General features: G+C 59.0%; 12 protein-coding genes. 3 read left to right on the top strand and 9 right to left on the bottom strand.

All coding sequences use genetic code 11. From position 1 onward, the window contains the following. Nucleotides 1–33 precede the first annotated feature (33 nt). From IPM54_29900 to IPM54_29925, 6 genes are all read right to left on the bottom strand, one after another. On the bottom strand, nucleotides 34–1,809 hold the full coding sequence (locus tag IPM54_29900) for an AAA family ATPase (GenBank protein ID MBK9264003.1): 1,776 nt from the start codon (nucleotides 1,807–1,809) through the stop codon (nucleotides 34–36). 476 nt (nucleotides 1,810–2,285) lie between these two features. Next, nucleotides 2,286–3,614 (bottom strand): adenylosuccinate synthetase, encoded by a 1,329-nt coding sequence (locus IPM54_29905; GenBank protein MBK9264004.1) that lies wholly within the window; start codon nucleotides 3,612–3,614, stop codon nucleotides 2,286–2,288. Continuing rightward, complete coding sequence (locus IPM54_29910) at nucleotides 3,608–4,081, bottom strand: hypothetical protein (GenBank protein MBK9264005.1); 474 nt, start codon at nucleotides 4,079–4,081, stop codon at nucleotides 3,608–3,610. Before IPM54_29910 ends, IPM54_29905 begins: the two co-directional genes overlap by 7 nt. A 571-nt stretch (nucleotides 4,082–4,652) precedes the next feature. Then, nucleotides 4,653–5,552 (bottom strand): VWA domain-containing protein, encoded by a 900-nt coding sequence (locus tag IPM54_29915; GenBank protein MBK9264006.1) that lies wholly within the window; start codon nucleotides 5,550–5,552, stop codon nucleotides 4,653–4,655. Nucleotides 5,553–5,596: 44 nt separating this feature from the next. After that, nucleotides 5,597–6,622 (bottom strand): hypothetical protein, encoded by a 1,026-nt coding sequence (locus tag IPM54_29920; GenBank protein MBK9264007.1) that lies wholly within the window; start codon nucleotides 6,620–6,622, stop codon nucleotides 5,597–5,599. Nucleotides 6,623–6,677: 55 nt separating this feature from the next. Further along, nucleotides 6,678–7,430 (bottom strand): hypothetical protein, encoded by a 753-nt coding sequence (locus IPM54_29925; GenBank protein MBK9264008.1) that lies wholly within the window; start codon nucleotides 7,428–7,430, stop codon nucleotides 6,678–6,680. Between the two features lie 150 nt (nucleotides 7,431–7,580). Here IPM54_29925 and IPM54_29930 point away from each other — a divergent pair, with 150 nt between their 5' ends. Further along, nucleotides 7,581–8,504 carry a Uma2 family endonuclease gene (locus IPM54_29930; GenBank protein MBK9264009.1) on the top strand — a complete coding sequence of 308 codons (924 nt, stop codon included), beginning with the start codon at nucleotides 7,581–7,583 and terminating at the stop codon, nucleotides 8,502–8,504. 24 nt (nucleotides 8,505–8,528) lie between these two features. Here IPM54_29930 and IPM54_29935 read toward each other — a convergent pair whose 3' ends face one another. Beyond that, nucleotides 8,529–9,299, bottom strand: a complete 771-nt coding sequence (locus IPM54_29935) for an AAA family ATPase (protein ID MBK9264010.1) — start codon at nucleotides 9,297–9,299, stop codon at nucleotides 8,529–8,531. Between the two features lie 188 nt (nucleotides 9,300–9,487). Here IPM54_29935 and IPM54_29940 point away from each other — a divergent pair, with 188 nt between their 5' ends. Then, the gene (locus IPM54_29940) at nucleotides 9,488–10,195 is read left to right on the top strand and encodes a tetratricopeptide repeat protein (protein ID MBK9264011.1); all 708 of its coding nucleotides are present in this window, start codon (nucleotides 9,488–9,490) and stop codon (nucleotides 10,193–10,195) included. Between the two features lie 32 nt (nucleotides 10,196–10,227). Here the strand turns inward: IPM54_29940 and IPM54_29945 are convergent, their stop codons facing one another. Both IPM54_29945 and IPM54_29950 read right to left on the bottom strand, forming a co-directional pair. After that, the gene (locus tag IPM54_29945) at nucleotides 10,228–10,923 is read right to left on the bottom strand and encodes a hypothetical protein (GenBank protein MBK9264012.1); all 696 of its coding nucleotides are present in this window, start codon (nucleotides 10,921–10,923) and stop codon (nucleotides 10,228–10,230) included. Between the two features lie 9 nt (nucleotides 10,924–10,932). Beyond that, nucleotides 10,933–11,703 (bottom strand): hypothetical protein, encoded by a 771-nt coding sequence (locus IPM54_29950; GenBank protein MBK9264013.1) that lies wholly within the window; start codon nucleotides 11,701–11,703, stop codon nucleotides 10,933–10,935. Nucleotides 11,704–12,095: 392 nt separating this feature from the next. On the opposite strand from IPM54_29950, the gene IPM54_29955 reads away from it, so the two are divergent. Further along, on the top strand, nucleotides 12,096–12,818 hold the full coding sequence (locus IPM54_29955; GenBank protein MBK9264014.1) for a hypothetical protein: 723 nt from the start codon (nucleotides 12,096–12,098) through the stop codon (nucleotides 12,816–12,818). The last annotated feature ends 205 nt before the right edge of the window (nucleotides 12,819–13,023 follow it).

Raw genomic sequence — 13,023 nt, forward strand, 5'->3', positions numbered from 1 at the left:
CGTTTTTGTGCATCCTCCACCTCCCATCCCCATTCACGTCTTCGGCCACGCCCGGAAAAACACGTCCTTCACGCCCACGAACATGAGCACTCCGGCCTTCAAGAAGTGGCCCCGCGTGAGCATCGCGACAAGGTCTTTGTCGGCCGTGTATTTCTCGATTTGCGCGAAACCTTGTTGAATGGCAGCTTCGATTTCGTTCTCCGTGGCGTCGGTCTTGACATATTTCGCTTCGATGATCCAAGCATGTTTCGCGGCGGTGCCAATACCGCGCAAACCGAGCAACAAATCGCAATATCCTTGGTTGAATTCTTTCTCGGTCATCAAATAAAAAGCTTGGGTTTGCGCCACGTAGGCGAAAAGCATCAGCTTCATCGTCTGCTCGTCGAACTTCAGCAATTCACGCAGTCCAATCCGCTTCACGACTTGATCGTGGAAAATCTTCACGAACGGTTGGATATCGCCCGTGACCGACATCTTTGTCAATGCATTCTCCACGTAGGTCATGTCGATCTTGATGTGATCGTGGTCTTCGAGCGCGAGAGCGAGGTACGACCATTGCAGCTCGCGCATGACGCGGTTGGGAACGACGAGCTGTGGCTCGACCGTCTCGACGGCATTTTCGGAAAACGTCAGCATACCCATGTAATAAAACAGCGACACGAGCCGGGCGCGATCGAGCGAGATGCGGGTCCCGAATTGTTCCACCAGGGGACTTTGTACGGACTCGTTCGTGAGTATTTCTTCGAGCAGCTCCCGCATTTCGGTGTCCCGCTCGGTGGCCGCTCGAGCGATGGCGTGCAGACGTCCATAATCGGTGCGGACGTTCAAATCGAGCATTTGGCGCGGGTATCCGCCCGTCGACGATACGGCGGCCAGGAAGTAGATCACGAGCGTCGAATTGTAGAGCCTTTCGGACGCGACGGGCGAGAATCGATACCCATTGTAGTACCGTTCGAGCGCACCCATGAGCTGGTCGCGATTTCCCAAACGTTCGTCCGTCGCCAACTGGGGTTTCGCGCGTAACAAGTCATCGACGGCGCGTTCGACGTCGACGCGCGTGAATCCCGCCAGCGCGTTGAATTCACACAGTTGCGAAATATGCGCAATGATGTTGAACCCGCTCGACAGGTCATCCAGCATGATGGGCGAGACCCCCGTCACGAACATGCGGACGAGTGACGTGCGCGTAAGGGCTTTCAGGGACCCATAAAAATTGCGAATGTACCCGTTGGTTCCTACGAGCGTACGGTAGGTGGATTCTTCGCCGTCGCTGAGCAATCGATTGCCAAAATGATCGTATTCGTCGATCAACAAATAGACGCTATGTCCCGCGGCTGCGACGATTTGCAATACATCGGCCACCAACGCACCTGCGTCGTCATCGTCGGATCCGACAATCGACGACGCCATCGTCAGGTCAGGAACGACGGTTTTGTATCTGTTGATGAACGAGCGCAATGCAACTTTGATTGTGCGGGCGAAGCTCGTGCGAATTTCAGCTACCGTGCCGTCCGAACGAACGGGCGAGAAATCCAACGAGAGCACCAGATATTTGTTTTTTTCGGGCGTGGGATTCTGATGAACCCACAAGCCGCGAAAGAGCTCGTCGAATCGATCGGCATGGTTGATGTCGTAATAATGTTCGAGCATGCTGAGCAGGGTGGACTTGCCGAACCGTCGCGGGCGCAAGAAGAGCTGGTAACGTCCGCTGAGGTTCTCGAGGAGCGGCAAGAACGGGGTCTTGTCGACGTACAGAGACCCTTCGGTACGGATCGTGGCAAAGTTGCATGTGCCGTAGAGAATTTTCATGGCTCGGGGTGCTCGCGAGGCGATGGTAGCGGACGTCCGTAGGCAAAGCAAAGAGTTTACGCCGCGTGAGGTTCGTCGGAGTTTGCCACTCGAGAGGCTCCGTCGTGCTGCGAAACGTGGAGGTGACCCCCAGAATGGACTCCTCCACGCGTAGGAGACCGCGCTCGGACCCCCGGAATGCACCTTTCGACACATCGAGAAGCGTCCGCTGGAGCCCAGAACGCACCTCCCCACGCGTCGAAGGGCGTCCCCAGCGCCCCTGAAGACGCTTCCCAACCTGTCGAGGAGCGCGTTTGGCGGTCTGGAGGCCGATTTCGCCCAATAGCACAACGTGACGCTTTGGGAGTTGCTTGATTTTACGGCGCCGCGGCGGGGCCCCGCTGTTCGAGCCCGCGAAGCGGGCGAGTTTGGGGTGCCGTGGTGCCGTAAAATCAAGCAGCTTCCAAAGCGCAACCAACGCAGATGGCAAAGTAGGATTAACGCCCCCTCCACACCTTGTCCCTTGCCGCCGGCCCAGCCGACGTCATCGCAACCCGCACCCCCAGCGCCGCCTCGAGCTGCTCGATGCGCGTTTCCAATCCCGGCGCCGCATCCTCCCAAATGGGCCGCACCTCCCGCAATGCATTGCCCAGCCGCTCCTGGCGCGCCAAGTCCCCCTCGCGCAAATCCATCGCACGCCCCTGCCCATCGTGCACGAACAATGCTTCATCGGACGCATTCTCATATGCCACCGCAATCCGATGCATCAGCTCGATCCGATCGCAATGCGTCACCGCAAGTGCATCCACGCCCCCGCATACGCGCATTGCATACTTAGTCAAAACGAAATCCGGATATCCCACGCGAAACGCCCCCTGCCATCCCAGGCTATCGTTATGCGGCTCGGGAAGCCACGGACCCAGGTCCGGCGTTTCCGTGGGAAACGGCCCCTCGCCATGACGCGTCAAATACGTTCGCAATACGCCAATTCGGCGCACTTCACCACAATGACCGTGCGTTCGCAACAACGCCAGCGCCCCACGCGGCGTGCAATCGCTCCACGTCGTGTGCGGATGAAACCCAACATTCTCGTCGAGCAATACTCCTTGCGCACCCTCGAATACGACATCACCAGATGATTCACGCAATCGCTCGAACAGCCATTCATCGGGCACGACGCAACCAGCTACGGGCCGAATGAATTCCACCCAGCGCGCAGGCAAATCCCAATCCAAAAATCCCGCGAGCTCCCGATGGTCGTCCCCCAATACCAAAAATTCTTCCTCCAACGTCGCACGCAATCGCTCCCGCGCTCGCCCGAGCTTTCTCAGCAATACGCCAGCATCGTTCAAATCCCGCGCGTAAATCGCATCGTCGGGGTTTTCCATTGCATCCCGCACGGTCTCGCCCACCCCCACCCCGCACGTTCCATGCCTCGCATTGCCACGCGCAAGCTCCCGCGCACGGTTTGCCGCTTGATGAAACGGCGTAATGACACGCGCGCTCTCCGCAATCGTCAAGCGATCCAATGCATCGTGCACCAATACCCGCTCGAGATGCCGCGCCTCCACCAATAGAGCGCTCGGATGCACAATCACCGGCTCGGCCAAATGCGTCCTCACCCCCGGAACGAACGTGCCTGCACCGAATTGCGAAAACGTGTGCACGCGCCCGTCATCGGTCACGACCGTATGTCCCGCTTGCGCTCCACCATTGAAACGCACGACCAGGCGCGCTCCCGTCTCGCGCACCAGAAAATCAGTTATCGTACCCTTGCCAGCATCGCCGAACGCAAGATCGACGACGACCCACGTTTTGCTCAAGATCTTGTTACCCGACGATGTCCCGAAGGCTCGGTATCATTTGGCAATGGGGCACGTTCATCGATCACGGGCCACGGTGCACCGTCTTTCTCTCGCGATGCAGCCCATGCCGTGAGCGCTCGAACGACCGCACCAATGCGCTGCCGCTCATGCCCGCGATCCCCAAGCCTTCGCGCGAATGCATCGAGGTCCGACACGGCACCCTGATCCATTGCAACGATGCCCGCAATGCACGCCGTCGTATCACGCGGACTCTCCATGCAAATCACCCGGTCGCCCAAGAGATCACGCCATACACGTTCGCACGACGCCCGCCTCTCGATGTCCGGAATCAAAAAGAATGGCTCGACCACCCGCGATGCCTCGTCCACCACCACGGAAAGGGGCAAATCCTCGTTGAGCTCGTCGCCCAATACGGTGCGCACGGCTGCGCGAGACAACTGCGGATACGGTTTTTCATCGCCCGTGATGAACATATACCCGCGTTGATTGCGCAGCCGCAAACAATCCATTTCCAGGTGCCGAGCTGCAAAATACATTGCAAGCTCGTACGATTCGTGCCCCGGCGTCCCGCCCTGCCCTTCGAGCCACGTCCAGGTGAGCCATTGATCCATGAGCTCTCCGGTCGATTCGAATTGGCCGATTTGAAGCGGAGCGCGATCATGAAATGCATCGCCAATCGCGAGAAAAAGCACCTGCGGATCCAATACGCCGTGATCGTTCAGCATTCGCACGAGGCCCGGCAATTCTTCCTTCGCAAGACGCTCGGGAATTTGCCCCATCGACCCGGTCACATCGAGCGCCATCACAATGGCCAGCGATCGCGGATGCCCCGCGCTATCGCAGCTCTCCCGCGCTTTGATGCCCTGCGGACGCATGAGCGGGTGCACGTCGCGCTGGCGAAACACCTGCTGCACGGGCACATCGCGCCGCGCCTGCGTGATTGCCTGGTGCGCCTCGAAGCTATAGCCACCGTAGCCCATCTATTAAACATCTCCTCCCCCTCTCCGCTTGCGGAGAGGGGGCTGGGGGGTGAGGCCCTCAGGATTTGCCGATGCTTTCGGCCCAAGGTTTCATTGCATTGAGCACGCGGGCAACACGCGCGCGGTCGAGCCCGCCGCCCGAAAGCTTCGCGCCCACCGCTTCGAGGTTTGCCGCGCATCCTTCGGAAAGCGCCACGATTCCTGCGGCGACGGCACACGTGTCTTCGGGATCTCCCAAAATGATCGTTTGCTCGCCGAGGTATTCTCGCCAAAATCCGGCAACCTGCCGGCCACGCCCCGGATCGGGCACCAAGTAGAACGTGTGGTACAGCGCCGCGCAATCCGCGATGACCTTCTTCAATGGCACGTTCGCCGACAGATCGTCTCCAATGAATTGCTTTACCCAATGCGACTTGAGCTCGTCATAACAAGGCTCGTCGCCGGTCATGAAGAGATACCCCTTCTTGCCGCGCTTCTCGAAACAATCGAGCTTCGTGTGGTGTGCGGCGAAGTAAAATGCCAAATCGTACGACTCGTATGCGCTCATGCCGCCGCCCATCAGCCAGCACCACGTGAGCCATTGATCCATCAGCTCGGCGGTCGATTCGAATTGCCCAACTTGCAACGGCGAGACGCCGCCCGCGCAATCCTGAAGCGCCATGAATAGCACCTGAGGATCGGTCACGCCTGCATCGAGCAGCGCTTTCATGAACGTCGGCAGCTCTTTGCGCGCAATTTGCTGCGGAATTTGACCCATCGAGCCGCTCACGTCGAGCGCGAATACAATGCTCGTCGTACTCGGATGCTCGGCGCTGTCGCGCGATTCGCGAAACGCGACGCCGAGCGGATTCATCAGCGGATGGATCGTGCGCTGCGTAAACACTGCCTGCGCCGGCAATTTGGCTCGTGCCGATGTAATTGCTTGATGCGCCTCGTAGCTATAACCACCGTGCCCCATTTGAATCGTGCCTCCATCCGTGCGGTTCGTCGTTATCGTCTCAGTCAATCTCGAGATTTCCACCCAGGCATGGCAAACGGTATGAACTTCGGCGGGCCGAAAACCCGCCGAGCCACCTGGTCGAGCTCGTCACGGACAGCCCATGCGTCGTCCGGGAGCCTCGAATCACCGCGCGCGTGCCCTTCGAGCAGGTGTGCAAGCGGCCCGGGCGTGCTCGAAGGCGCACGATCCACCGCGCCGCCCAGCGCTTTCAGCAGCAGCCGAGCGCTCATGGCGATGTCCGTGCGTGCTGTCGCGGGTGCGCCCTGCCAAACCCCGTCGGGGTAATGCGCGCGAAACTGTGGATTCGTCGCTGGAAGCGGTTTTCCCATCGGCACCGAGCACGACCAGCCCACGAAAACGATGCCATGATCGCGCGCGTGCACGAGCGTATGTTGCGGCAAAATCGCGCCATGAACAAAACCGCTCTTGTGCACCCACCCGAGGTTTTCGAGCATTCGTTTCCACATCCATACCGCGGCTTCCGGCGCAATGCCGGACGAATGCGCCGCGAACACGTCGGCGAATGTATGGACAAAACCGCTTCGCCAGCGCATCACCGTCGCGCGGCGCTGCCCTTCGTCACCCCGCAGCCCCAAGCGCGCGGAGCTCGATGCAATCCGCTGAGGCAAAAGCCCCGTAAAGTACGGTGCGCCTTGCGCGGAGCTTTTTTCCAGCGCTTCGAGCACGCGTTGCTCGTTGTCCAAAAGGTCCGCATCGTCGTGTGAATGCAGCACCTTGATGAGCACGCGTTCGGTCAGGCGCCCGTCGCGACGCGCGAGAAACACGTCGCACGATTCACCTCGCGCGATACGGCCGAGCATGGCGTAGCGTTTGCCGCCCACCCAGAGGCGCTGAAAATGCGGGTCGGCAAGCGGCTCTTCGCCTGCGTCCGCAGCGGCGGGTCGCCATCCGCCCGGTCCTGGCGCGAGCAGAGCCGAGCAATAGCCGCAGCGCTGCGAGCGCGTCGCAGGCGGAGGCGGCATCGGAGCGCCGCAGTTGGGGCAGCGATGTTGAACGTAGCTATCCAAGCACGGAAGGACATATCAGCACGGGGCCACGGTGTTCAACACTTTTTTGAGTACATCACTTCGGGATGATCCGTCGCCCCACGACGCTTGCCGGATACGCGGCAGCCCTGACCATTTGAATCGGCCCCACCGGCACGATGGCTCGACCCGTGCGAAATGGATTCATGGCGAGCGATTCTTGGTCGATGTCGGCGAGCTCCTCGATTTCGACGGTCGCGAATTCTTGCCATCGCGCCTCGTTTTCGTCTTTTTTCACTTCGAACCGCATGTTGGCCGATCCTGCTGCAACCCGAGCTGCAAGTCTTTCTCGTCGGCTCGTCGCTTCGGATCGCAAGCGCACGGGCGAGAGGCGAAACTTTGCACGACCCAAGCCCGGTACTTGGAATGGGAGCAATGCGTAATAATCATTTGCCAAGAAATCGTTGACGTTCGTGACGAGCGGTGCAAGGGGGAGCGTCAAGACTGCCCGTACCGTTGCAAAGAGCAAGTCCTGATCGCGTGGCGATGGAATCAGCGTATTCCGTCTGGTCATGCTTTGCGTGTCGATGAATCGAATAGCGATTCCCAGCAAATCCGGGAGCTCTTTTTCATTGCGCCACCACGCGCTGGAAAACCGCACGATCGCGGGTCCTTCGAGCCGCTCTGCCAATGCTCCGAGCGCTCCTTCCATTCCCACGGGGCGCACGCGAGCCCAGTAAACCACTCCATCCGGGTGAAAGAGCCTGGCATTTCGCGCCAAACCACCGATTGCAACAAGTGGGGAAAGCACTCCACCCACCATTCTGCCCAAGGCTTCCAGCACGCGCATGCGATACCCCCGTCCGGAGAATCTGAGTGTGCAGCCCCATCGGTCGCAAGGTCTGGGGCAACCAGTCCTTGCCCCTCGGCAAACCTTGCATGTCGGAACATCCCGAAATTTTGTCTTGCACCGCGGGCAAACCCATGGTACGAGCGCCGTATGGCTCAGTTGGCGCAGGACCGTAGTTTTAGAAGTGCGCAACGTCCATCGTCGTATCCTGCCGACTGGTATATCGAGGATGACGAACCGGTGCCTACATCGACCAAGCACGACGATTACGCGGATCGGCTGAAGAGCACGCTCCGAGCGTGGAATGAGCGAATGGGTCATGATTTCCTCGTGAATCGTGAGCTCGCGTTTCGGTGGGACGAACGACATCCGAGGGTCGGAGTGGATCCGGATGTATTCGTCACGGAAATGCCCCCACGGGAGCCCGATGGCGATATTCGTCGGGTTCGGACGTGGGAAAAGGGCAATCGTCCACCACTGCTCGCCATCGAGATCGTGAGCCGCTCGAGACCCAAGAAAGATTATTCAGAGTCGCCCGAGAAGCACGCTTTGCTGGGCACATACGAATTGTGGGTGTTCGATCCGCATCTGCACGGGTACACGCCGAAGCAGCCACCGGTGCTTTTGCAAATTTTTCGACGCGAAACGAACGATGAGCTCGTGCAGGTGTATGCGGGAGCTGGCCCGTATCGTTCGGAGGTGCTCGATGCGTGGGTGATGGTGATCGACGGGGAGCTCGTCATTGCAAACGATCGGGAAGGCAAGGACCGCTGGCCAACCCTCGAGGAAGTCGAGCAAATGCGCGCGGACGAAGAAGCGAAGCGTGCCGACGAACAAGCGAAGCGCGCGGACGAAGAAGCGAAGCGCGCAGACGAAGAAGCGAAGCGTGCAGACGAAGAAGCGAAGCGTGCAGACGAAGAAGCGAAGCGCGCAGACGAAGAAGCGAAGCGCGCGGACGCGCAAGCAAAGCACGCGAACGAAGCAGCAAAGCGTGCCGATGCAGAACGAACCGAAAAGGAAAAGGCACTTGCACGCATCGCGGAGCTCGAAGCATTGCTCGCTGCGCGGAAATAGCGGCAAGCTTCACGAATAGGGCACTCAGCCCTCTTCCACATCTTCTTTGAACAATTCTCGAAAGAATCGATCGCGGTGCAATAAGAAATCCCGCGTCAAGCAATAGTGATCCGTGTCTTCGTAACGGACCGTGGTCATGCCTTTCTCCGTGAGCTCGTACAGTGTCGCATTGGGATATGCGAGCAAAATGGGTGAATGCGTTGCGATGATGAATTGAGCGCCCGCCTGCGCGAGCACGTGCAGATGCCCAAGAAAACGCAATTGTCGCGCTGGCGAAAGCGCGGCTTCGGGTTCATCGAGAAGGTACAAACCATCGGGGCGAAACTTCTGCTCGACCACCGTCAAAAATGCTTCACCGTGGGATTGTTCGTGAAGCGACCGGCCGCCCCACCACGGAGTCACGCCAATATCATCGATGTACGTGGCAACATTGAACGTACTCTCGGCACGCAGAAAATATCCACCACGTTCGCGTCGCGCATTGCGAATGGGACGCAAAGCCCTGTGCAAATCGGATTCGCTCCGGCGCGTCGAAAAGTCGCAAGCCTTTGTGCCTCCTTCTGCGTTGAACCCCAGAAGCAATGCAATCGCTTCGAGGAGCGTGGATTTGCCCGAGCCATTTTCACCCACGAAAAACGTCACTCGAGGATGAAACTCGAGCGTCTCGAGCGCACGAATGGCTGGAATGGTATACGGATAAACATTCGGATCCTCGATTCGATCGCGAAGTACCGTGATGGCTCGAATGAAGCCGTCCGACGGGGGTGGCTTCGCGGAAGACTTGCGGCGCGGCATGAGATCCTTGTGTAGCAGAGATCGCGCACTTGCGTCACGGTCAAAAATCAGGGGGCGCGGCAAGCACGTACACGCACCTTCGCGGATGTGTGCCGGCAGGACGGGTGCGCAGCGGACAGACATCTGTTACACGGCGCACCCGTCACGCAGCTCCACCGGCGAGCACTCCTGGACTACCCACGATTCCCTTGACGCTCGTTGACGTTCATGGTTTGCCCGGGTCACGCATGGCCTACTGGTGGTATTATCTAGCGATGGTTTTTCTGAGTTACGTGCTGCACCGGCCGTGGCTCATGGCGGGTATCCTCATTTTCTTTTTGCTGCGGCCGTTTTTACCCGATCCAGGTATTTTGCTGCGCACTTGGGGCCAGATCCAAACCTTGACGGCGCAAATTCAGGCGAATCCGGCGAACATCACCGCGCGCCGAGACTTGGCCATCGTGTGGCTCGAACGACTGCGCCCACGCCGTGCCCTGGAATTGCTCGACGAAGCTCGCACGCGATTCCCCAACGATGCGGAATTGCTGTACCTGACGGGGGTTGCTCGATTGCGATGCGGTGATGCGGAGGGCGCGCTGGAACCGCTCGTGCAGGCGGTTGAAATCGATCCCAAGTTGCGCAGGGGGGACCCATACCTGACGGCAGCCGAAGCGTTGTTGTCATTGGGGCGCATCGAAGAGGCCGAAGATGCACTCGAACGGTATGTGCAGGCAAATTCGTCATCGATGCAGGGATATGTGCTTCTTGCGGTAACACGGCAAAAACGTGGCAATGCCGATGGGGCGCGAAAAGCCCTCGATGACGCGTTCCACACCTGGAGTACGATTCCATCCTTTCGGAAGAAGGGGCAATGGTATTGGTGGGCAAGGGCGTGGTTTCACCGGGTGGTGGGATAGATGATCGCCTGGCGCTCATTGCCGGAAGCACGTCAAACGTGCTTCAGCGCGGTAGATGTGTGCGCTACGACGAGCGCCTTCAGCATGAGCCCGCCGCGTCGCCTTTCGGCAATGCTCTTGTAGGGTTCGAGGAACGGATTCAAGTAGTTCGAATCGTTATCGAAGAGGATGTACGGTTCCCAGATGCCGCCATGCACTTCATTGAGATGCCAATGGCCTCCGGTCAGTTTACGCCCCACTTCGCCGGTATACGCGATGATGCTGGCGAACAGGTTGGGTATTTCGAGAATGCGGCTACGTGGCCGAATTTTTTTCAGGAGCGCCTCTTCGACGACGTCGAGGCTATCGAGCGAGCCATCGAGTGATTCCCGCGGAAGTTGCAATCGAACGGCCAATTCATCGACGAGGCCGGGGACGGCTTCGATGAATTGCGGGCCTTGGGGGAGAAGGCCTTCGAGGACGTGGGTGGCGGGGGACTTGCTGATTGCGTCTACAAATGCCTTCTCTTCCGCGCGTGAAGCGTAAAGAACGCTTCGACCTTGCTTCAGGAGCATGAGTAACTCACCCCTCTCAGAAACGAACGCGTCGCAAATCGTGCTGGAGAAGTCCGGATCCGGTGTCCAGTGACCCTCCGCCAAGAGCGCCTTTGCTTCGGACTTTTTGATTGACCAGCCCTTCGGTGTTCCTTTGGGGCTGGACGGGCGGCGATTACGCGGGTCGTTCTCCATACGTCGATCCTATGGATTTGGCGCGGTCAGACCCGGCAATCCTGGATGACCAATCAGGCCATCGTCAAGGATGGGCGGGTCGAAGAGCACTGGCACGCTGATGCCTGGCGCACCTAGCCGGAATGTCAAGCCTGGGATGACGACGCCCGGCGTCCCAGGGCCAATGAAAATGTGCGCGCAATTCAGGCATGTTGGAGCAGCGACTTGAAGCCGATCGTCGGGGAACACCGTCACATACGACAACCACACTAGGATCTTGAGGCGTGTTGCCTCTTGCGTGACGTCCGGAGCGATGCTCGTGTCCCCCGTGATCACGAAGTACAAACTCGGATATGCACGGCTCGATCCCATGGATGATGCTGCTTGCGATCTCGACAGCACATCGAGCATGCCTTCGATCTGATACTGCCCGTAGCTGCGTGTAATTTTTCCCTTGACAGCCTTGACCTCGATGAAGGTGCTCTCTGGGTATGTCGTGACCGTGGCGCCGAGGGGGCTGTTGCTACCGATGGATGCACCTGCGACGCCGTCCGGGATGACCGATCGTAAACGGTTCCTCGTGCTCGCCGTGCGCACCGGCGATGGATATGGCTTCGTGTTCGCGAAGCTCATCTTCGGTCCCGGCATGTGCGCCAAGACGAACTTCTGAAACGTCAAGCCTACCGCCTGGTTGTACCGAATCCCCCTGAGCCCATTGGGATTACCGATGATGCGCCGCAGTTCACGCGTGGTCAGCGGCGTCTGCGCCTGCACGTTGGGCGCGCCCAACGCAGTGAACACAATCACAGAAATCGCTGCAGCGACCCACGCTTTCGCGCGTCGCAAGGATTGTCGGAACCCATGACGAGAATGCATCATTGCGCGTCCATTTCTGCCGCGCCGTCCAATAGCGCGACAATCGTTCAGCGTATGGATACGGCTTTGCGTGCATCAACGGAAAACCATTATCGACCCAAAGCGTTGAGGTTTAGGATCCCCTTGCGCGAGAGGCTGAAATCTGTTTCTCGGCGCACTCGTCTCGCGACGCCATGCGCTCGACTCCAGCCGCGAGTACAGTACCTCAGCGCCCCAAGTCGGACGCCCAAAGCCCTCCCGGATCTCTTTTTTCTTGCTCTCCTCCCGGTCCGTCGTGTACCGTCCACCACGTACGCCATTCCACCTTGGAGCATGCCATGGCCGATCCTTACATCGATTACCGCGAAGTCTCCGAATATGGCCGGCAATTCGTAAGTGCAGTGACGCCGCTTGCGGGCCAATCCGAGCTCGTGGATGTCGTCAAGCTGGCAGCGCTCGTGTCGAGCGCCGTCGACGCCGTCGAGGCGGAACTGCAAAAAGCGACGAGCGATCGCAGCGACTTGCGCGGTGAACGCACGGATACTTCGGAAGCAGCAGAAACCGTGCGCGACACGGTCAGCCGATTCTATTATCACCTGCGGTCCCTACCGAAAGCCACCGTCTTCGATTTCGAGGCATTCTATCCGGGCCAAACGATGGGCGACCTGTCGAGCATGAAGCCCGCCGATTTGAACGCCAAAGCTGGCGAGGTGTTGCGCGGTTTCGATACCGACAAGAATAAAAACGTCGCCGCATTTTCGACGTGGAAGACCGAGCTTGCAACGGCGCACCAAACATTGACGAATGCGCTCGCGGGCAAAGGGAACGCAACGGGAAAATCCTTCGTCGCCACCGCCGCATTGGTCGAAGCGCGCAAAACGTTTCTGCACAGGTACAACAAAGTCGCAAAACCCATCATGCGCGGACTCCTTGCGCAATTGGGGCGCGAACATGAATTGCCGCTCTACTTCAAAGACCTCGCCGTCAATGAAGGTGGCAAAGCAAAAGCTCCCAACGAACCGGTAGAATCGAATACCGCCTTGCCACCAGCCACTCCATAAACGCTTCGACCCACCCCTACATCGCGCAGAATACCCACCGGACTTGCCTGGATAGGCACCTGCGTCACTTGGATCACCCCGCCGGTACGCCCGGATGGCCTCCTGCGCTGCTCAGATCGCCATCAACGAACGCCAGATCACCTTCTGCATCCAACAGCACCTTCCCCGGGCGCGCCCGCACAGGCACCTGACAAGCCGAGGCCCC

The sequence above is a fragment of the Polyangiaceae bacterium genome (assembly GCA_016715885.1).
Classification (GTDB): Bacteria; Myxococcota_A; Polyangia; order Polyangiales; family Polyangiaceae; genus Polyangium.